Source organism: Leptospira koniambonensis, from assembly GCF_004769555.1.
In the GTDB taxonomy this organism is placed as follows: domain Bacteria; phylum Spirochaetota; class Leptospiria; order Leptospirales; family Leptospiraceae; genus Leptospira_B; species Leptospira_B koniambonensis.
In genome coordinates, this window is the sequence record NZ_RQFY01000007.1 from 38,830 (window position 1) to 57,573 (window position 18,744).

The 18,744-nt window shown below is 34.3% G+C and carries 26 protein-coding genes; 22 read left to right on the forward strand and 4 right to left on the reverse strand.

The window, feature by feature from the left end; genetic code table 11:
- Positions 1 to 910: 910 nt before the first annotated feature.
- The 17 genes from EHQ52_RS15535 (at position 911) to EHQ52_RS15615 (ending at position 13,526) form a co-directional block, all read left to right on the forward strand.
- Positions 911 to 1,213, forward strand: a complete 303-nt coding sequence (locus EHQ52_RS15535; RefSeq protein ID WP_135616104.1) for an RNA recognition motif domain-containing protein — start codon at positions 911 to 913, stop codon at positions 1,211 to 1,213.
- 290 nt (positions 1,214 to 1,503) lie between these two features.
- The gene (locus EHQ52_RS15540; protein WP_135616105.1) at positions 1,504 to 2,127 is read left to right on the forward strand and encodes a YiiX family permuted papain-like enzyme; all 624 of its coding nucleotides are present in this window, start codon (positions 1,504 to 1,506) and stop codon (positions 2,125 to 2,127) included.
- A 119-nt stretch (positions 2,128 to 2,246) separates the two neighbouring features.
- Entirely contained in the window at positions 2,247 to 2,627 is a 381-nt protein-coding gene (locus tag EHQ52_RS15545) for a hypothetical protein (protein WP_135616106.1), read from the forward strand.
- Between the two features lie 69 nt (positions 2,628 to 2,696).
- Complete coding sequence (locus EHQ52_RS15550) at positions 2,697 to 3,614, forward strand: SH3 domain-containing protein (RefSeq protein WP_135616107.1); 918 nt, start codon at positions 2,697 to 2,699, stop codon at positions 3,612 to 3,614.
- 15 nt (positions 3,615 to 3,629) lie between these two features.
- Positions 3,630 to 4,250 carry a hypothetical protein gene (locus EHQ52_RS15555; RefSeq protein ID WP_135616108.1) on the forward strand — a complete coding sequence of 207 codons (621 nt, stop codon included), beginning with the start codon at positions 3,630 to 3,632 and terminating at the stop codon, positions 4,248 to 4,250.
- A gap of 134 nt (positions 4,251 to 4,384) precedes the next feature.
- Entirely contained in the window at positions 4,385 to 4,726 is a 342-nt protein-coding gene (locus tag EHQ52_RS15560; protein WP_135616109.1) for a hypothetical protein, read from the forward strand.
- 456 nt (positions 4,727 to 5,182) lie between these two features.
- Positions 5,183 to 5,980 (forward strand): alpha/beta hydrolase, encoded by a 798-nt coding sequence (locus EHQ52_RS15565; protein WP_135616110.1) that lies wholly within the window; start codon positions 5,183 to 5,185, stop codon positions 5,978 to 5,980.
- 10 nt (positions 5,981 to 5,990) lie between these two features.
- Positions 5,991 to 6,794, forward strand: coding sequence for a hypothetical protein (locus EHQ52_RS15570; protein ID WP_135616111.1), 804 nt, complete (start codon positions 5,991 to 5,993; stop codon positions 6,792 to 6,794).
- Positions 6,795 to 6,822: 28 nt separating this feature from the next.
- Positions 6,823 to 7,689, forward strand: a complete 867-nt coding sequence (locus tag EHQ52_RS15575) for a serine aminopeptidase domain-containing protein (RefSeq protein WP_167492227.1) — start codon at positions 6,823 to 6,825, stop codon at positions 7,687 to 7,689.
- Between the two features lie 171 nt (positions 7,690 to 7,860).
- Complete coding sequence (locus tag EHQ52_RS15580) at positions 7,861 to 8,052, forward strand: hypothetical protein (protein WP_135616112.1); 192 nt, start codon at positions 7,861 to 7,863, stop codon at positions 8,050 to 8,052.
- A 90-nt stretch (positions 8,053 to 8,142) separates the two neighbouring features.
- Entirely contained in the window at positions 8,143 to 8,538 is a 396-nt protein-coding gene (locus EHQ52_RS15585) for a hypothetical protein (protein WP_135616113.1), read from the forward strand.
- 104 nt (positions 8,539 to 8,642) lie between these two features.
- A complete protein-coding gene (locus EHQ52_RS15590) occupies positions 8,643 to 9,719 on the forward strand; it encodes a rhomboid family intramembrane serine protease (protein ID WP_135616114.1) in 1,077 nt (358 codons plus the stop codon).
- Between the two features lie 26 nt (positions 9,720 to 9,745).
- Entirely contained in the window at positions 9,746 to 10,417 is a 672-nt protein-coding gene (locus EHQ52_RS15595; RefSeq protein ID WP_135616115.1) for an alpha/beta hydrolase, read from the forward strand.
- 16 nt (positions 10,418 to 10,433) lie between these two features.
- Positions 10,434 to 11,174 carry a sterol desaturase family protein gene (locus tag EHQ52_RS15600; protein ID WP_244244926.1) on the forward strand — a complete coding sequence of 247 codons (741 nt, stop codon included), beginning with the start codon at positions 10,434 to 10,436 and terminating at the stop codon, positions 11,172 to 11,174.
- Between the two features lie 36 nt (positions 11,175 to 11,210).
- Positions 11,211 to 12,107, forward strand: coding sequence for a prolipoprotein diacylglyceryl transferase family protein (locus EHQ52_RS15605; protein WP_279638306.1), 897 nt, complete (start codon positions 11,211 to 11,213; stop codon positions 12,105 to 12,107).
- A 25-nt stretch (positions 12,108 to 12,132) separates the two neighbouring features.
- On the forward strand, positions 12,133 to 12,966 hold the full coding sequence (locus EHQ52_RS15610) for a CPBP family intramembrane glutamic endopeptidase (RefSeq protein ID WP_135616117.1): 834 nt from the start codon (positions 12,133 to 12,135) through the stop codon (positions 12,964 to 12,966).
- A complete protein-coding gene (locus EHQ52_RS15615; RefSeq protein ID WP_135616118.1) occupies positions 12,963 to 13,526 on the forward strand; it encodes a dihydrofolate reductase family protein in 564 nt (187 codons plus the stop codon). Before EHQ52_RS15610 ends, EHQ52_RS15615 begins: the two co-directional genes overlap by 4 nt.
- Before the next feature lie 57 nt (positions 13,527 to 13,583).
- On the opposite strand, the gene EHQ52_RS15620 is transcribed toward EHQ52_RS15615, so the two are convergent.
- Positions 13,584 to 14,348 carry a hypothetical protein gene (locus EHQ52_RS15620; RefSeq protein ID WP_135616119.1) on the reverse strand — a complete coding sequence of 255 codons (765 nt, stop codon included), beginning with the start codon at positions 14,346 to 14,348 and terminating at the stop codon, positions 13,584 to 13,586.
- On the reverse strand, positions 14,338 to 15,156 hold the full coding sequence (locus EHQ52_RS15625) for a methyltransferase family protein (protein ID WP_135616120.1): 819 nt from the start codon (positions 15,154 to 15,156) through the stop codon (positions 14,338 to 14,340). The genes EHQ52_RS15620 and EHQ52_RS15625 overlap by 11 nt, the downstream gene beginning before the upstream one ends.
- A gap of 167 nt (positions 15,157 to 15,323) precedes the next feature.
- Here EHQ52_RS15625 and EHQ52_RS15630 point away from each other — a divergent pair, with 167 nt between their 5' ends.
- Entirely contained in the window at positions 15,324 to 15,740 is a 417-nt protein-coding gene (locus EHQ52_RS15630) for a MarR family winged helix-turn-helix transcriptional regulator (protein ID WP_135616121.1), read from the forward strand.
- Positions 15,741 to 15,744: 4 nt separating this feature from the next.
- On the opposite strand, the gene EHQ52_RS15635 is transcribed toward EHQ52_RS15630, so the two are convergent.
- Positions 15,745 to 16,347 (reverse strand): dihydrofolate reductase family protein, encoded by a 603-nt coding sequence (locus EHQ52_RS15635; protein ID WP_135616122.1) that lies wholly within the window; start codon positions 16,345 to 16,347, stop codon positions 15,745 to 15,747.
- 135 nt (positions 16,348 to 16,482) lie between these two features.
- On the opposite strand from EHQ52_RS15635, the gene EHQ52_RS15640 reads away from it, so the two are divergent.
- Positions 16,483 to 16,863 (forward strand): VOC family protein, encoded by a 381-nt coding sequence (locus EHQ52_RS15640; RefSeq protein WP_135616123.1) that lies wholly within the window; start codon positions 16,483 to 16,485, stop codon positions 16,861 to 16,863.
- A 93-nt stretch (positions 16,864 to 16,956) separates the two neighbouring features.
- On the opposite strand, the gene EHQ52_RS15645 is transcribed toward EHQ52_RS15640, so the two are convergent.
- A complete protein-coding gene (locus EHQ52_RS15645) occupies positions 16,957 to 17,373 on the reverse strand; it encodes an SRPBCC family protein (RefSeq protein WP_135616124.1) in 417 nt (138 codons plus the stop codon).
- A 113-nt stretch (positions 17,374 to 17,486) separates the two neighbouring features.
- Between EHQ52_RS15645 and EHQ52_RS15650 the strand changes: the two genes are divergently transcribed.
- From EHQ52_RS15650 to EHQ52_RS15660, 3 genes are read left to right on the forward strand one after another with little or no spacing between them, the layout of a single operon-like run.
- Positions 17,487 to 17,849, forward strand: coding sequence for an MmcQ/YjbR family DNA-binding protein (locus EHQ52_RS15650; protein ID WP_135616125.1), 363 nt, complete (start codon positions 17,487 to 17,489; stop codon positions 17,847 to 17,849).
- 20 nt (positions 17,850 to 17,869) lie between these two features.
- The gene (locus EHQ52_RS15655; RefSeq protein ID WP_135616126.1) at positions 17,870 to 18,319 is read left to right on the forward strand and encodes a GNAT family N-acetyltransferase; all 450 of its coding nucleotides are present in this window, start codon (positions 17,870 to 17,872) and stop codon (positions 18,317 to 18,319) included.
- Complete coding sequence (locus tag EHQ52_RS15660; RefSeq protein WP_135616127.1) at positions 18,316 to 18,705, forward strand: DUF1801 domain-containing protein; 390 nt, start codon at positions 18,316 to 18,318, stop codon at positions 18,703 to 18,705. The genes EHQ52_RS15655 and EHQ52_RS15660 overlap by 4 nt, the downstream gene beginning before the upstream one ends.
- Positions 18,706 to 18,744 lie beyond the last annotated feature (39 nt).

Sequence of the window (18,744 nt, forward strand, 5' to 3'; positions counted from 1 at the left end):
TTGGTGGAGAATGATTGGTCGTCTTTTTGTATATACTCTAGTAAGCTGGTTCGTTTTTATTTTTTATTGTTATCTACTACTTGTTCTTACGGGAACTCCATCAGATTTCAGTAAGATAGAACAATCTGCAGCGAAAAGTTCTATCTTAATAATCGGAGTCGCACTATACATAATTGTATATTTGGCTGGCGCAGCTATTATAGTTGGGTCTAGATCAATGGGTAATTATTTTCTTAATTTAAAGATAATTCTTTTAAGTAGTAAATCATACATATATTTTTCTGTATTTCTAATTTTTCCGACTCTAATCGGATTAGTAGGTATGTTTGAAAAATCATTCTTTAGATTGCTTGGGGATCTGCTTTTTACCATAGGTATATTTGTTACCTATGGGAATTTTATTTTTCTTATAAAGCATTGGCAGAAAACAAGATCGTTAACGTAATTATTATCTTTGAGTTTGATTACTTAAAAGAATGTGATGACCGAGTTGATGATAGTATGTATCAGTTGGTGGATAATTCTTTAATAATCATGTCAGAAGGGGAAAATTATATCTTTTACAAAATAACTGAAAATAATGGGATTACATTATACGACGAAAATTGGAGTTATTAGTATCTTTTTCGTATGATGTATTTGCGAATTATCTCTTATCAGAAAGTAATCGTAGTTTAACTAGTACCGCCGGCCCCCCCCTTGGGCCCGCCATATTTGCTTCAGACCCATTATGAAAATCTCGATAAATGGCGCGAACTTGAAGTAAAAGATTCTTGTCTGCCATTGCCTATCAAAATTAAATGGCAATAAAGTTCTTTACTCGTTCTGTTTTAATTGCATAGCCCGTAACGACCTAATTTACTATCATACTGAATATTTAATCTATTTGTATGGAACGAGGATAAAATTCATGTCATCCAAACTATTTGTTGGTGGACTCAGTTGGTCAACAACTGACCAAACTTTACGTCAAGTATTTGAAGCCCACGGCGCTATTCAAGAAGCGAATATAGTGGTTGATCGCGAAACTGGAAGATCGAGAGGTTTCGGTTTTGTCACTTTTGCTGACCAAGATTCTGCCCAAGCAGCAGTTGCAGAACTTAATGGTAAGGAAGTGGATGGACGAAACATCACAGTTTCAATTGCGGAAGAAAGATCAAGATCTGACCGCAATAGAAATAACGATAGAAAGTTCAAACGCGACCGTTGGTAAAATTTCTACATTAATAATTTAAGCAGACCTCTTGCACTACTATATGCAAGCTGCAAGAGGTCTGCTTAATAGAGCTTACTTTCTCTTCACATCCCCACTTGATTTTCCGGTGAAAGCTCTCACTGCCTTTACTTTTTTTCTTTAACGCTTTATCTATTGTTCTATCCCGCACTGCGCCTAATTATCGGCTTAGCGTTCTGCTTCAGACTTCCTAACGCGACTCTCACGAAACATAATCACGCTATGGTCATTAAACGTAATTTCCTAAAAATACAATTAAAGAAGAAGAAATGAATAAGACTCTTTTACTATCAATAATTCTTTTGACATCTATTTGGGGCTTGAAAGCTGAACAGATTAAATCTTCCGATTTAATGGAAGGGGACATTATATTCCATGAATCAAACTCTGAACAGGCTCAAGCAATTAAAGCAGCAACTAAATCAAGATACACTCATGTTGGGGTCATTTTTAAATACGGAAATGATTTTAAGGTTCTTGAGGCAGTAGAGCCTGTAAGAATTACTCCGTTATCCGCTTTCATTAAGAGAGGCCAGAAGAACCACTATGTTATCAAGCGACTTAAAGATCGTGAAAGTGTATTAACAGAAAGTAAAATTCAAGATATGAAAAAATATGGGGACTCTCTATTAGGCCGACACTACGATATTTATTTTGGCTGGCAAGACGATCGCATTTATTGCACTGAATTAATCTGGAAATTGTATGATAAATTTACAGATAAGAAACTAGGTAATTTAAAAACCTTGAAAGATTTTGATCTATCATCATCAAAAGTGCAGTATTTAATGAAAAAGAGATATGGAAATAATATTCCTTATTCTGAGCCGGTGATTTCTCCTGTTGATATGTTTAACTCTACGGAATTGATTACAATAATTAGTCATAATTAAACATTGAAAAATGATTAAACGATTTGAGACCGTATATAACTATTGGTTTTGGTGTTACGTTTTGAATTCTCTCCAGATTAAGCGAAATTTCTGTCATAAATTTATTAAAGGAAAAAATAATGTTCAAAAAAATTAGTGATTTTGCGTATCAAAGAAGTTGGAAAGAAGCTATTGTTTTCTATATTGTATGGCTGTTGATTGTAATTATATCTTCTGGTTTGATTTCTGGGATAGTTACGGGATTAGCCAAACTTGTTGGTTTCGAGTTTCTTCCTGAAGACAGTTTTCAGGCAGGTGTGAAGATCGGTAATTTTATAGCCGTAGTTAGTTGTCTATTCCTATCATTCATTATTCTTAAGAAGAAAAATCTTCATTTTCATATAGGTTTTATTTTAATAGGACTCCTTGCAGGTTTTGTAGCAGTCTTTATTGGCGGTATCGGAGGATTAATTCCTTGTTCATATCTAACTACATTACCATCTGCTAATAAATCTGAATAACATATAGTTCGCGTGGCTGCGAATGTAACTAAGCCTTGTCGCAGCTGCCTTTCTTAAAGAATGAAAACTATGAAAATCCGAAGTTTATTCTTTTCTATTTGCTTAACATGTCTCTTTGCTCAAGACCTTCTTGGTTTAGAGACAAAAGATTCTTGTTTTACTATTTATCCAAATGTATTAGTTAGGTCTAGTCCAAGCCAAAAAGGAAGGATAGTTCGTAAAATAGAACAGTCCACTTTTATTGAAATCGAGGAGCATAATACATCAGAAATATCTAAGATCGAGATAAGGAACAATCCAATCGAAGGAAATTGGGTAAAAGTATCGGATGGTTGGATCTTTAGTGGATTGATAAAGTGTATTCCAAGGATAGCATTCACATTCTCATCTTCTTCAGTATATCATCGTGATGAATTACCTTTCAAACCAGACGATCTCGCCGATTGGATCGCAATATATAATCGCAAGGGCATATATTCTCGTGAATTGATTGAAATTGAAGTTAAAAGAGAACATGATTCCGTTCTAGATGAAAAGAAAAGTGTAAAGACCGGATATAGAGTGTCTGCAAAAGATGATCCGGTCGTTCTTGTTAAAGGCATATCATTTAAAAAGGGGAGTTATACAATTAATAAAAAGAATCTTCCTTCTTCCATTGGATTAGGGGAAAAATATGAATTTACCTTTGGGAATAATAAATACGTTCTTAAATCTAGCGGTGAACAAATTGACTCGGAAAGAGTAAGAAATTATAAATTAACTCTTAAAAAGAATAATAATGAAATGATTATTGATTCTGCTGAAGAACGATATGAATTACCATCTCTTGTTTTTGCCGGAGATATAGATGGAGACGGCGAATTAGATTTCATATTTGATTTAACAGGTCATTATAATCTTTCAGACCTATATTTATATATTTCTTCAGAAAAGGAAAATGATTTCTTCGTGGTGCCAGTCTCAAATCATCTAACGCGCGGGTGTTAGAAATAAGGAATTAAAATGAATTTTTTTCGATCGCTATTCTCGAAAATACAAAATGTAGAAAATGCTAATAAAATTATTCGAGATTGTTGTAACGCGATTTTGTTTCTTTCTGTAATCCAATTTGTCGGATTACTTCTTCTTAAGCAGTATGTGAACTTTATTGACGTTTTTGTGTACTGTGTAATTGGAATTTTTGTGCGAATACATAAAAGTCGAGTTCTTTCAGTTATCTTTTTTCTTATGGCTATCGCCTCATTTGTAGTAACTCTACTTAATAGATTAGGGATGGAGTCTTCCGGGGGCGCTAATGTCCTTCTATCTGTATTGGTAATATTGGTAGCGATACAATTACTAAGAGCAGTTTTCTTTTGGAATAGTTACTATATTGTCGAAATGAAGACTAAAAAAGTATTAATTTTGTCTGGCTTAGCAATATTAGTATTTTTTATAACAACTTATTTTGGTTTAGCGATTCTCGGATCCTTCGGAGAGCAATTGACTGATGAAGAACTTAGCAATTTATCAGGATCATTGGTCTTTTCAACATTTCTGATTTCTATAATATTTCCATTTAGCGGGATACTTCCTTATTCAAGAGGGGAGTTAATGCGAAAAGAAGAACTCCTTGCGAATTAATTCGCGTTACCCAACATCGACTCTACCGTTATTCTTCGAGATCGCAAAGGCGATTCTCGTCAAATCCTGAATGTCGATCATTGTTATTTTAATATATGCGCCTAAATTTTTTAGCTAAATTCCAGAAAATCAAAGTGAGTTTTGAAGAATTATCCGAGATACGCATGGGTAGTCCATCTATGACATGCGGAAAAGTTGGCTTAATTGGAACAAATCATAGATATACTTTTGAAAGGAGCTCATATCAAAATAAATGTTTGATTCTGCATGATAAACAAATCATCGTTTTAGTTAAATGGGCAACATTTGAAAATGAGCCTGGGTTTGAACCTATAATAGTTAACGATTCACTTAACTTGATAACTAAGTTAGATAGAATTGCCGGTCTTTGTAATGATATAGTCGTTAGCCAAAGTGGTTTCAGGATCGAATATAGTTTTGATTTAAAGATATTCTATAAGAACGTGGCTTTATAAAATATTTTCAGTCGTTTGGCAAAGTTTATATCTACGGATGTTCGCGAAGTATTCAGACAAATTTGAATGAAAAGAATATTAATATCTAATAAGTTTACACTTTTCGTTCTGATTTCTGCTAATTATCTTTTTTTATCTTTCTGCCATCCAATTTTTTGCCGTTGGGATCTTACCTATTTTGAGATAACTAATTTGAAAGACGTTAGCGATGTCTATGGTATATATAAATTATCTGCAGTTTCGAAGACTTGTAACATTCTCACTTTTTGCTGAACAAAATAGTATAATATCTGCTTATATTGTCTGTAAAAGGATATTGGCGGTATTAAATTAAAGAGAAGAAAAACTAATGATCCTTACCTGTTTGGAAGGAAAACAGTCTTTCGTTATAGATAAAATTAATCACACTATTATTTCAAGAAAACAGTATATAAGAAAGGCAAAGGAATTACTTAGTTGGAAAGAAGAGCTATTTTCTCCTCGATCGTAGTCATTATAACATTAATACTTCTGTATCCCTTTTTATTTAGAAAGTTGGTTTATTTTGGAAAGGATGAGAAAATTGATCCAAACCAAGTCCCCGGCGAATTGATTACGATAAGCAACTCTGATAGAAAAGTAAATGCTCATTTGCTCTTAGGAAAAGATCTATCGAAGGGGATCGTTATTCTACTTCATGGACAAGGAGGAACCATGTATGGAGAAGCAAGGTTCTTCAAATATTTTTATGAACATGGTTATTCTGCTCTTTTAGTAGAATATGCAGGGTTTGGATTATCAAAACAATATTCACCAAGTGAATCTAATTTATATGATGATTCGGAAAAAATTATCAAATATGTTCAGGATAAATATAATTTTTCTAAGAAGAAAACAATCTTGTGGGGCAGATCATTAGGCAGTGGTGTTGCTTTGGAATTGTCTTTAAGAGATATATCTTCTCATCTAATTCTTGTGACCCCATATACTTCATTAGCCGAAGTAGCGAAATATAAATATTCTCGTTTTATTCCTGACTTTATCATTTTAGACAAGTTTGATAATCTTTCGAAAGCGACAAAAGTGCGGCTACCAACGTTAATCATTGGAGCAAAATTAGACACATTGACTCCTGCTTTTATGGCGAACCAATTGAATAAGCAGATCAATGGCTCAACCTATATAGAATTAATTAATTCTGATCATTTTACTATTAATGAAAATATAACTTCTTTGGAATGGATCAAAATTGTATCTTTCTTACAGAAGATATGAGAAAAAACGTATGAACATAGAATATATTCGTAAACTGTCCTATAGAATTATCTTAATAGGACTATTAACGTTGCTTTATTGGGTAATTATCTTTATCACAATAAACGTATTTGGACTGCGAGTTTTTAGAGAAAAGCTAACAGAGTTATTTTTAATAAGCATTCTCGGGATATTTGCTTTGATAGCAGGGTCGTTTCTGCTAAATATTGTTACCAATTTGACCATAATTGCAGATTCGGTTAAGGGAGCAAAAGAGTTAAGCCCTGGTTCGGGAAAATCTAGAATTAAATATTTTCTTTTATTCTCATTATCTCTAATTCTTCTGATCGGATTTCTTTTTCTTGGCAATTATTTAACGATAAATAAGAAGAGGAAGCTATTGGAAAATGATGCTGCTAAATTAATTAGCGAGTATCATAAAGAAATAGAACTGTTGGCATTTTATAAGTTTGGTAGAACTTATGAGAATAAGGCAGCAGAGATCTTACATGTGATCAGTCGAGTGAATAATGAATTCCCGACAGTCGAGATTATTCATCGTATAAACCTTGAGTCCAAGAATGTTCTAATTGCTTTTGATCAAAATCAAGACTGGGAAAAAGATTCTAACTATAAAGAAGCAGATTTCATTTATACTTCCTCAAGAGAAGAAAAGGATTATATAAATTCTGTCTTAGACGAACACAAGGAATTGGTTCCGTATTTTGAAGCCGATGAAGGTTATTATAAATTGATTTACCCGGTCAAAATTAAGGATAATATTCTTTTCTTGCTTCTTACCGATTATCAACGTTATGGAAAGATAGGATCATAGATTGAGTGCCAATAAATCCATGATCCATATGAATAAGTTAATTAGAACTATAAAGATTTTTGCAATATGTGTCTTTGTTTTAATTTGCTTCTTTATTGGATCTCACGTATTGGTTTTAATTACGCTCGCGCCAGTCCGTGCAAATATTGGAAATTTGCCTCCAGGCTATAAAGAAATCGAATTTAGATCTGACTCAGGAGAAGATATTCGAGGTTGGTTTTATAACTCATCAAGTAAAAAAGGAACGATAATACTTTTACATGGCATCAGGGCAAACCGTCTAGCCATGTTAGCAAGATCAAACTTTCTTATTAAGTATGGATATTCAATTCTTCTGATCGATTTTCAATCACATGGTGAAAGTAGTGGTGAGTTAATTACAATAGGTATAAAAGAAAGTCAAGATGTCAGAAGCGCAATCCGTTATATACAAGAAAAGCAAGGTAAATCTAAAATAGGAATAATTGGTAGTTCATTAGGTGGTGCATCCGCACTTTTAGCGGACATCTCCGAAGAAATAGATTTCATGATTGTTGAGTCAGTATTTTCAACTATAGATTCTGCTATACGAAATCGAGTTGCTTCTAAGATCGCTAAACCTATAGCACTCTTAACACCAATTGCATATTATATTCTTAAGTATGAAATTAATATCTCAGAAAGTGGATTAAATCCAATAGATCATATTAAGAAAGTAAAATGTCCAATCTTTGTGATTTCTGGCAGAGATGATTTGTACACCTTTGAATCTGAAGCTGAGGAAATGTATCAACGAGCCCAAACTCCAAAAGAACTTTGGCTTGTCAGTAATGCGGGCCACGTTGATCTGCATGCTTTCAGTCGAGTAGAATATGAAAATAAAGTTCTTTCGTTCATTGAAAGACATATGAATTAGCTATGGCTAACATAGGGTAAGTTGCGCATCCCAAATGTCAGACACATTTATCATAAGACGCATCGATTATTTATTTGGTGATTATAATGAAAAAAACAATAATTCTAATTTATTTACTATGTTGGGGATGCCTTAGTATTCACAAAAAAGATAGGTGATTGTTCTGAAAAGGTGATAGAACAATGTATTTCGAAAAATAATGCAGATAATTGTCTTCCTTCAAAATTTATCTCAGAAGTTTTTGTAATTATTAAAGATCCTTATACTGATCCGGTATTTGCAACTTATGAAAATCAAGGGATCCCAGAGGAATATGTTGCTAAGTTTAAGGCAGCTAGGAAGGCGAAGCCATTTAAGAAGTAAAAGAATCTATCGTGTCTAACTTTTTAATAATTAGAAAAGACTTTTTGCTGAGAGACTTGACTTACTATAATGTGTAGAAAATAATCGATTATGTTTAACTTTTTTAAGAATTCTGAAAGAAAAAAGAAAATTGAGCTTCAAGATAACGAAACTCAAGAACGTTTAATAGAGGCGTTACTTCTTACTATGTATGCCGATGGAAAGATTAAAGTTAGCGAGAATGATTCGCTTGAAAAAATCTTAGATTCAGTCGCTTGGCATGAAGCTTTTCGTTACAGAGGAAAGTTTGGGGAAATAATTTCTAAAGTTCGATCTGCTTTGGAAAATGATCTTCAATTAGCAGATATGATTAGAGCTATAGTAAATCTTGACGACGATAGGAACGGCTTTATAATAGAGTGCTGCGAAGAACTTGCTTCTTCCGACAAAGACTTTGATGGTTCGGAACGTTCCATTATTGAACGTATGAGAAAATTGAGATACTAATTAAAAAACCTTCTATTTACACGTTCTGGAATTAAAAAGGAGAGCGTAATGCCAATTATTGTTCTCTTTTGCAATTCATTCTTCATTGAAAAGCTTATATATAAATGAATTGTCCACGATGTAGTTCACTCTTAATAAAGAAAAAGTCTTCAACGGATTTACATTATGCGTGTAATTCATGCGAAGGAAAGATCTATAGTAGATTTGATTTTATACGATATTACTCGGGAGATATTGCAAAAAATCTTATACAATCTCTTCGAGGAGCAGAAAAGAAAAATTCAACTCCTTATAATATTAAATGTCCTCAATGTTATAATAACTTTTTACAGATCCAATTATTTTTTAAAGAAGAATATCATCCTATAGATTATTGCAATAGTTGCGATTATATTTGGCTCGATAAGTCCGAGATTGATGTTTTTTATAAAGCAAATTCTGGCTCAGTTACGAGGAAGTTAGAGTTTGAAGCTTATAAACTAAAAGAACATTTAGAGAAAGATAGAGAAGTTGAAGTTGAATATGCTGAATCGCCTAAGGAAAGAATTTATCAGATCCTTGGGTTACCTATTGAAAAAGATTATGAATCTTTAAAAAAGCCGGCGCTCCTTACTTGGAGCATTGCAGGGATATGTATATTATTTAGCATTTTCAATTGGCTGACAACTGATGATCTAAGTCAATTTGGGCTATTACCAAGTGATCCTTTTCGCAATTTCGGATTATCTTTCATTACTTCATTTTTTCAGCATGCTAACCTTTTACATTTATTAGGTAATATGTATTTTTTAGTAATATTTGGAGATAATATTGAAAACGAATTAGGAAAGATAAAAACCTTAATCTTGTTGGTTACGGCTGCAATATTTGGAGACCTAATAGATCTTATTGTTAGATTCGATAGTAATGTTCCATCAATTGGAGCAAGTGGCGGAATTGCCGGATTTCTAACTTTCTATTGTTTAAGGTTTCAGAACAATAAATTGTCTATATCTTTTCCTCAGAATTACAGGCATTGGCTCGAACGCAGGTATTGGAATGTAAAAGCGCCATATTTTGCATTGTACTGGATAGTTGCTCAGCTGATTGGCATCTTCTTAGTTTCAAATATTAATTATACAGTTCACCTTTCTGGAGCTGCAATAGGAATTCTTACTTACTATTATTATCGAAAAAAGTAAAAGATAGTTTTTATAAGAATATAAAATTGAAAAACATCTACTTAATAAGCGGCCTTGGCGCAGACGGAAGAGTCTTTGATAAAATTGATTTCAAAGCTGAAAAGCCGAAACATATTTCTTGGATAGATCCTATAAATGGAGAGAGTTTAGCAAACTATTCGAAACGACTATTGGGACAAATTGATCTGTCTCAAGAGGTTATCTTAATAGGAGTTTCTTTTGGTGGGATCATTGCAGTTGAAATTGCAAAGCATATACGAACAAAACAAATTATCATTATTTCAAGTATAAAAACTTCTTCGGAACGACCATATTTTTATAATCTTATATCTTTTCTTAAAATAGTGAATCTAATCCCTGCATTTTTACTTAAGTTATATACTCCAATTTTGTCGTACTATTTTGGTATTTCTTCCGGCGAAGATAAAATTCTCTTAAAAGATTTTTTGAGAAATACAAAAGGGAGTTTTGTAAAATGGGCTTTGCAATCTATATTAAATTGGAATAATAAAGAATATCCAAAAAATTTAATTCATATTCACGGGACTAAAGATAAACTTTTCCCATATAGATTAATTGAGAAATCAATCCCGATTGAACAGGGCGGTCATTTTATGGTTCTAAATAAGTTCGCTGAGATATCTATAGAACTTAGCACTATCTTAAATACTTCTTCTCAGCACACAAATAACGCATAACTCCTGGTACTATAATATGAACGAAGCTTTGAGAACTCAGTATTCGCCCATGGTATTAATACTATTAAGTACGATGATATTCCTTTTTCTTGAGCGTAGATACCCAGGACGAGAGCTTCCGAAATCTAAAGGTTGGTATTGGCGCGCCATTTTCATTAATGTGTTACAATTATTATTGATAGGACTTGGTGGATTAACCTGGAACAAATATTTTAGAGAATATACAATTTTTCATTTTGGCCATTGGAATAATCCTGTCATTGAAGGTTTGTTCTATTGGTTTATAGGAACTTTTATTTTTTATTGGTGGCATCGCCTTAGACACGCAAACGGGTTTTGGTTAATATTTCATCAAATACATCATAGCCCAAGTCGGATTGAAGCAATTACCTCTTTTTACAAACATCCGATAGAGATAGCAGCTGATTCCATAATAACTGGATTTTTCATTTATTGTTTTTTCGGGGGATCTGCTGAAGCAGGAGCATGGTGTTCATTCTTTGGAGCGACAGGGGAATACTTCTATCATTCAAATATTGCAACTCCTAAATGGATTGGATATTTTCTTCAGCGCCCTGAACATCATTCAATTCATCATCAACTTGATGTCCATAAATACAATTATGGAGATATTACTTGGTGGGATCGTCTTTTTGGGACTTTTCAAGAAGCCGAACATTTTGCTGAACGATGCGGGTTTCCTGATGATAATGAAAAATATCTCAAGGAAATGTTATTCTTTCGAGATGTGTATTAGGATTTAATAAAAAAGGAATATTAAAAGGTAAAGTTATTGGAATTCGATATTCTGAACGATCTACATAGGATTGGAGTTTATTCGTTCATACTAATGTCTGTTTATTCTCTTAAGAAAGCAAGTAAGTGGATGGGGGTACCGAAATTCCTTCTATTATTAATCATTGTAAATTTCGTTTGTATATTAGGGTGCAAAGTCTTCTACGTATTGGAAATCTGGGGTAGAATTTGGTACTTTGAAAATACGTTTGTTAATTCGGTAAAAATTGTTTTTTTTACTTGGGATGGTTTTAATAGAGTTGGGCAATTGGGTCTTTGGAGCGCATTTGTCTCAGGAAGTGGTCGCTCTCTCCTTGGAGCAATAGTATTTTTCTATTTTGCGATTAGACTTTTCTGTAAAATCTCAAATGAAAAGGGAATTGATGAATACATGAATTTGCTTTTACCCGGAGCTTTATTAGGAATCTCGATAGGTAAGATTGGATGCTGGATATCTGGGGATGGAGATTTTGGTCAAGTAGTAGGATTTCATTTACCGCCATTAAGTCTCGCATATTCTACAGCAGATGGGGCAATTGTGGATACGTATGGAATGTCTGTCCTAAATTTACCTTTTATTGAGATAATTCTATTTGTTAGTCTATCTATTTTGTTCATTATATCACCACTAAAGTTGGAAAAAAACCGGGACTTCTTCTCAATTACTCTTCTTTTTTATTTAGGGCTTCGTTTTGTTCTAGGTTTCTTATCACTTGAATCGCCTTTCTTTGGCCCATATGAAAATTTGGATCTTTCGGCTTTAAAGTCAGGAGAAGATCTTAGAACATATCATTGGCAGGGAATCACTTTTCGCCAATTGGTAGCGATCATTTATATTACTAATGTTCTTATAAAGACAAAGCTAATTCGCAAGATCATCATCAAACCTTGGTAATTAAACAACATTTAGGAAATCAAATATGTATCCAAAAATTAAAAATATAATAACTGTAACAATCGCACTTTTCCTTTTTCAGGTTGCGGTAAGTGTTCCATTTATTCTTCTGAAAAAATCAGGTGCATTGGAAGTTTCAAATGATTACTTTCTCATAATTGTGAATAGTGTAACTATTCTTTCCGTTTCTTTTTACGCTTTTCGCAAAAGTAATCTTAGTTTCTCTTCAATGTTGGAGATAAAACCTAATTTCTATAAATTTCTACTGAGTATTTTGGGAGTCTGTCTTTTTCTACAAATCTTGGGATCCTTTTTATCTCATTTAATTTTTATAAATAGTTCTGTTTCTCAGTCTTTTGTAAAATCTGTTTCACAGTATATACCAGGGAATACATTCCTATTATATTTTTTGGGAGTGGTTGTAGCACCTATTACTGAAGAACTTTACTTTAGGGGTTTTGTATTCGCTGGGCTCTCGAAAAATTATTCTTGGAAAATTGCTCTAATAGTATCAGCAGGATTATTTGCGCTGTTTCATATCAATCCCTCACAGATGGTTGCGGCCATTATAATAGGTTTATTCTCAGGATATGTTTTATATATCAGTAATAATATTCTTCTCTCTATTGTTATACATTGCTTTTATAACGGATTAACTTTATTCTCATCCTTCGCGATTGCAAAATTCGATTTACATAATAGTGTTTTCAATATAAAACTAGGCTGGTATGTGATAGATATAGTCGATATATCTTCTATCATTCTTCTTATAATTTCTTTACCATACTTTCTGAGATATAGTAGAGAGATGAAATTAGAATTAGAGAATAATCAAAACGGTATACAAGCAAACGTATGAGAAATATTGTTTTTGCAATTAATATTACTACCGATGGATATTGCAGCCATATGGACATGGTCCCAGATGATGGGTTGCATAAATATTTTACCGATCTACTTCGTACTGCAAGTGCGATCTTATATGGGCGGGTTACATACGAGCTTATGGTGCCGTTTTGGCCTGAAATCGCAAGAGATCAATCTGAGTCAGATATAACAAATGAGTTCGCTCAAGTATTCACTTCGCTCGAGAAGATATTATTCTCTTCCACATTAAAAAATGTTGATGATCCGAATACAAGACTTGCACGTGAAAGTCTTGCGGACGAAGTAATTGCATTGAAGAAGCTGCCGGGAAAGGATATTTTTGTAGGTAGTTTGAGTATTGCTTCTCAATTATCTGAGCTAAATTTGATTGATGAATATCGTTTTGTAGTTCATCCGGTGATTGCAGGAAACGGTCCGAGGTTATTCGATAGAATTAAACTAGAAGGAAGGATCCTGCTAGATTTTATAAGTTCGGAAACACTTCCATCCGGTATCATTGCTCTTCATTATAAAAGAAGTATAAATGAATAATTCTTTCCTTCTATATTAAGCGCTGTTTCAGTAAACAGAATACGACGCTAGTTATAATTACCACTCTTGGTTTGCGCTATCCCAATTTCTAGGAGCTAACCAAAGTGCTTCAGCGATTGCCATTAATCTTTTCGAGTCAGACTTGAAAATGGCGGTCATAACTTTGAAGGCTCTTGACATCTTCTGTAATCGCCAGCTCATTACAGTATAGTTTTCGCCAGTGATAGGACGTTCTATTATTTTACCTCGTATTTTGCTTAACACGATAAGTTGAGGCTTATCTAAAACAGCTGAAAACCCACCGGGGCAATCCAAAGCGCCCCAAATTGCCGCATCTCTAACAAAGCCATCCTGCGTTGCAACTGTCTCATCCGGCAACCAATGTCCTGCCATAAGATTCTCAAATCCAATTTGTTCTGAAGCTGGGCCAACAAATATTCGCATTCCATCATTCACTTCTCGTTTAGGACCACATACAAAACATGTTGGAAATGGATGAGTTGTAAATCCAGGATAGAAGGATGAGATCGTCTTTGCTTCATCTAAGTCAGGAACTTCAGGTAATTTGTATTTAGAAAAATCTTCATCTGTTATTGATTTCAGAGTTGCGAGGACTTTCTTTGTGTCATCGTAAATTATTCCTCTTAGTCCTTTTTCGGATTCTACCGTAATGGATGTCTCGACAGGAGTAGGGTTTAATAAACGTATTTCAGCCGTCTCAGTCCCTGCAGCTTCAACTAATATCCCTGCTGTAAAACCACCATTACCAGTTTTTGGAGGGCCACAAAATCTTTGGGATAATATTAGATTATCAATTTTCATATTTTTCTCCGGTATTAATTTTTCGTAATTTTTTCTTTAGAGTAATGAAAGGCAGAAGCATGGGAACTACTTGTTTATATTGTAGATACCTTTCTCCAAAGGTACGGACCAAATCTTTTTCTTCAAAGAATGTTCCTATAATGATGTAAAGAGTCATGCCTATCGAGAGAATGAGATGACTTAAATCCATAAACGGGGTACTCCATAGGACCAGAAGTATACCGAACATCATTGGATGACGGACTAACTTATATAGCGAAGGTGTAGCGAATTCTATTGTATGTTTTTCTTTTCTTATGAAAAAATTCCAGGCCTGCTTTAATCCAAAAAGTTCAAAATGATCTATTAAAAAAGTAGAAACAACTGCTAATATAAAGCCTATTAAGAAAACAGAATATATTGTATATCTTCCAATGTCAGTTTTGATATTCCAAATTTCAAAATAGATGGGCTGCCATAGACAGGAGAGAATAGTTAAAGTAATACTAACTATAAAAACATAAAAACTCCTTTCAATCGGTAAAGGTACGATTCGACTACAAAATTTTTTGAAGCCTGCTCTCGCCATGACACTATGAGGAACGCCGAATATTACGATTAATGTAATATTGACAAAAATGGAACCTATCAGTCCGAGCTGAAATTCGACTGTGATCTCTTTCAGAAATTGGTCGATACCGAGTAAACGGAAGGCGAAGATGATCATACTGGCAAGATAGATCAGATAAGAAATCAAAGCGAATATTAGATAACTAATGCGTGTGACGATATTATTTGTAGTCAAAGGTGCTCCCAAAATGCTTGGCATTCAAAGCTTTTTTAAAATTCTCAGTTAAGGTAGAAGTTTGGGAACGTTTTCTGTAAATGATAAATCAGAAAAATTCCTTCGTTAAGGATAATAATGCTTGGTATTCAAAGCAATTTTTGATATGTATAAAACTGTTCGTTAAGAAAGCAGGGGAGAACAGTAGAAGAATGAAACAAGATAGACTATTAGTCTTAGTTACTGCGTTACGAGATCAAATTTTGGACGAAGTAAAAAAAGACTATTTACGTTTTGGGATAACGAATATAACTCCTGCCATGGGCGCTGTTCTTTGCGCACTTAAGAACGATCACCCGCAATCTATGAAAGAGATAGCGAAGCAGATTTTTAGAGACCAATCTAGTGTTACTCCGCTCGTACAAAAATTAGTAGATCTAAATCTAGCAATACAAGAGCGCTCATCCATTGACGCAAGAGAGTCCCAGGTCCGACTCACTATACCCGGAAAAAATACACGTTTGAAAATAATTCGTGCGGGAAGAAAGATGAATGCTCGCTTATATAAAGGTATGTCAACAGCCGATAGAAAAAATTTGATCTCGTTATTAGCTCAGTTGAAGAAGTAAGCAATTATATTTCAAAACTTCCTGTCTTGACTTCTCCTGCGCGCTTATAATTTACAATAATAACTCCATTTGAAGAAACTTGACTTTCAGTCACCTTGAACATCGCAGGTATTGTGCCTTCGACAAATAATCGTTTCCCACTTCCTAACGTTAGTGGATATATCTTTAGCCAAAATTCATCAACCAAATCATTCTTCATCAGTGTCTGAACGAGATTTGCACTTCCGTAGACGTGTAAATCGGGTCCTTCTTCTTTTTTAAGTTTGCCGATTTTTTCCACAATATCTCCGCTTAAAAACACGGAAGGTTTCCATTCGCTAGTAGTTCTGGTATTTGATGCAACATACTTCGTTGCCGACATGACAGGAGGCCAAAAATCGGAATGTTTCGGCCAATATGGTTCCCAAATATCAAATGTTTTGCGGCCTAATAGTAGATCGAACGGAAGGTTCATCTGCTTCTGCATAACTGTTCCGGTAAGATCATCGAAGATCGGAGCTTGCCATCCGCTATATTTAAAGCCATTGCTAGTATCTTCCCCTTCGCCGCCTGGACCTTGTATGACTCCATCAAGAGTGAGAAATTCGAGCACGATAATTTTTCTCATGGCAATATTCCTTATAAAGTATATTTCAGCACAACAATTTGGAGCAAAAATTTCATATACGTCAATAGCATTTAGTTAGCTATTTTAAACCATCTTGTGTAGCATCGGAAAAACTCAATAGTTTGGAGGTCATCTATGAAACGAGTTACAGGTATTGGTGGGATCTTCTTTAGCGCTAAGGACCCTGCTAAATTAGGCTCCTGGTACAAAACTCATCTTGGAATAGATGTCCAGTCTTGGGGTGGTGCAGCTTTTCGTTGGGCTGATGCGGCAGGCAATCCTACAAATGGCACAACTGCTTGGTCAATCGGAGACGGCTCTTATTTCGCACCGAGTAATTCTACATTCATGGTCAATTACAGAGTGGAGGATCTTCACGGACTATTAAAAGTACTTCGAGAAGAAGGTTGTCAAGTATTGGAAAAGGTAGAAGAATCTGAATACGGAATTTTTGGCTGGGTTATGGATCCGGAAGGCAACAAGGTTGAACTCTGGCAGCCGCCAGCTGGCCAATAATAATATTATTACAAAGTGGCAGCAGGCATTTGAAATAATCCATGCTGCCTTTGAGATATAAGAGATTTATCTCTTTCGAACAAGGACCAGTTATTAATTGGCCTCTGTATACTTCTTGAAATTATCAAGTATTGCCTGCCAACCACCTCTTTGCATTTCAACAGGGTTCATCGATTCAGGATCGAAGATTACTGTTACAATTGTTTTGTTATCTTTATTCTCAAAGTTAACTGTAGCCTTTCTACCATCTCCCATTGTATAAGCCAAATTTTTCTGATCAACGACTGTATCGTAAATTGCTCCAAATTCGAAGCCGAAACTTCCATCCTTAGCTTCCATTCTCGCACTGTACGTACCACCAGGTCTCAGATCATTCTTTGCCCAAGGGCATTGCCAATCGTCAGTGGCAAAATTCCAATGAATAATATGCTTTGGATCAGTGTAGTAGTCCCAAGCTTTTTTAATATCTGCTGCAATAGTAGATTGAATAGTGATTTGTTTTGAGTCCATTTTAGGGAATTTAACAGACTATTCTTCCTAGGAAAGCTTTTTCGGTATCATTTAATGTCGTTTTAAAGAAAAATTGAATAAGAATCGAATTTTACGTAATAAGTAAAAACTCAATGATATCCTTGGACAAAATAAGAAAACTTGCATTGGCTCTTCCAGAAGCAAAAGAAGAACCTCATTTTGAAAAAATTTCATTCAGGGTGAGTAAGAAAATTTTTGCAACTGTGGATCAGGAGAATGAGAAGATCGTTCTTAAGTTTGATCCGAACGACCAGGACTTCTTCTCAGCAGCATCTAAGGGTTCTGTTTATCCTATAGAAAATAAATGGGGTCAGCAGGGTTGGACCTGTGTAGAAATGAAATCAACCGATCTAGCTTTATTCAAAGATATGTTAGTTGTTTCTTATTGTGATGTTGCTCCAAAAAGACTTGTAGGATCGCTTCAACAAAACCCAAAACCTCGACCAAAGAAATAAATTTAATATATAAAAATCATATGAGCATCGAAACTATCTCGGATAAAAATTTAGATGAGCTCCTTCCTCTAATTCGTAAATACCAAGAATTCTATAAGATAGAATCTATTAATGATGAAAAGAATAGAGTATTCTTTTCTCAATTCGGAGAAGGTAGTAATTCAGGATGTCTGTTCGGATATAGAAAAGATGGAAGGTTAGTCGGTTTTGCTACTGTATATTTTTCTTATGCATCAAGTATCATTCGCAAAGTAGCCATTATGAATGATCTTTTTACTCTAACCGAATTTAGAAAACAAGGAATAGGAGAAGCGCTGATTGATCATTGTGCAAAATATGCAAAATTTCAAGGAGCTGCAAGACTCCAATGGGTGACTGCTCCTGATAATGTAACTGCGCAAGCTCTATATAATAAAATGGGGGCCAAACAGAGTAGCTGGGAATTTTTTACCTATAATATAATTACATGAATAAAGAAGTCCAAAAATACAATAATTCACAAACCAAAATTGAAAAAGAGATTTGTAATATTCTCTCTCAAGAAATTAATCTTCATCTTCCTAAAGCGGAAAATAAAATTTGGCATGCTCATCCAGTTTGGTTTTTAGATGGGAATCCAGTTGTAGGATATAGTAAGCTTAAAAATTGTATTCGGTTACTCTTTTGGAGCGGACAATCTTTTGATGAGGAAGGTTTAGAGCCAGAAGGAACGTTTAAAGCTGCTGAAGTCCGTTATACAAGTCCGGATCAAATTAATAAAAAAGATCTAAAACGTTGGGTGAATAAATCCAAGAAAATCCAGTGGGATTATAAAAATATTGTAAAACGAAAAGGTGTTCTGGAAAGATTAAAGTAATTTTGCAAAAGCAGCGCGGGCGTCCCCGCGCAGTTCATT

Bases quoted from the DNA above. Each gene is read 5' to 3' on its own strand.
- EHQ52_RS15535 (WP_135616104.1), top strand. From the start codon at position 911: ATGTCATCCAAACTATTTGTTGGTGGACTCAGTTGGTCAACAACTGAC.
- EHQ52_RS15540 (WP_135616105.1), top strand. From the start codon at position 1,504: ATGAATAAGACTCTTTTACTATCAATAATTCTTTTGACATCTATTTGG.
- EHQ52_RS15545 (WP_135616106.1), top strand. From the start codon at position 2,247: ATGTTCAAAAAAATTAGTGATTTTGCGTATCAAAGAAGTTGGAAAGAA.
- EHQ52_RS15550 (WP_135616107.1), top strand. From the start codon at position 2,697: ATGAAAATCCGAAGTTTATTCTTTTCTATTTGCTTAACATGTCTCTTT.
- EHQ52_RS15555 (WP_135616108.1), top strand. From the start codon at position 3,630: ATGAATTTTTTTCGATCGCTATTCTCGAAAATACAAAATGTAGAAAAT.
- EHQ52_RS15570 (WP_135616111.1), top strand. From the start codon at position 5,991: ATGAACATAGAATATATTCGTAAACTGTCCTATAGAATTATCTTAATA.
- EHQ52_RS15575 (WP_167492227.1), top strand. From the start codon at position 6,823: ATGAATAAGTTAATTAGAACTATAAAGATTTTTGCAATATGTGTCTTT.
- EHQ52_RS15585 (WP_135616113.1), top strand. From the start codon at position 8,143: ATGTTTAACTTTTTTAAGAATTCTGAAAGAAAAAAGAAAATTGAGCTT.
- EHQ52_RS15590 (WP_135616114.1), top strand. From the start codon at position 8,643: ATGAATTGTCCACGATGTAGTTCACTCTTAATAAAGAAAAAGTCTTCA.
- EHQ52_RS15600 (WP_244244926.1), top strand. From the start codon at position 10,434: ATGAACGAAGCTTTGAGAACTCAGTATTCGCCCATGGTATTAATACTA.
- EHQ52_RS15610 (WP_135616117.1), top strand. From the start codon at position 12,133: ATGTATCCAAAAATTAAAAATATAATAACTGTAACAATCGCACTTTTC.
- EHQ52_RS15615 (WP_135616118.1), top strand. From the start codon at position 12,963: ATGAGAAATATTGTTTTTGCAATTAATATTACTACCGATGGATATTGC.
- EHQ52_RS15620 (WP_135616119.1), bottom strand. From the start codon at position 14,348: ATGAAAATTGATAATCTAATATTATCCCAAAGATTTTGTGGCCCTCCA.
- EHQ52_RS15625 (WP_135616120.1), bottom strand. From the start codon at position 15,156: ATGCCAAGCATTTTGGGAGCACCTTTGACTACAAATAATATCGTCACA.
- EHQ52_RS15630 (WP_135616121.1), top strand. From the start codon at position 15,324: ATGAAACAAGATAGACTATTAGTCTTAGTTACTGCGTTACGAGATCAA.
- EHQ52_RS15635 (WP_135616122.1), bottom strand. From the start codon at position 16,347: ATGAGAAAAATTATCGTGCTCGAATTTCTCACTCTTGATGGAGTCATA.
- EHQ52_RS15640 (WP_135616123.1), top strand. From the start codon at position 16,483: ATGAAACGAGTTACAGGTATTGGTGGGATCTTCTTTAGCGCTAAGGAC.
- EHQ52_RS15645 (WP_135616124.1), bottom strand. From the start codon at position 17,373: ATGGACTCAAAACAAATCACTATTCAATCTACTATTGCAGCAGATATT.
- EHQ52_RS15650 (WP_135616125.1), top strand. From the start codon at position 17,487: ATGATATCCTTGGACAAAATAAGAAAACTTGCATTGGCTCTTCCAGAA.
- EHQ52_RS15655 (WP_135616126.1), top strand. From the start codon at position 17,870: ATGAGCATCGAAACTATCTCGGATAAAAATTTAGATGAGCTCCTTCCT.
- EHQ52_RS15660 (WP_135616127.1), top strand. From the start codon at position 18,316: ATGAATAAAGAAGTCCAAAAATACAATAATTCACAAACCAAAATTGAA.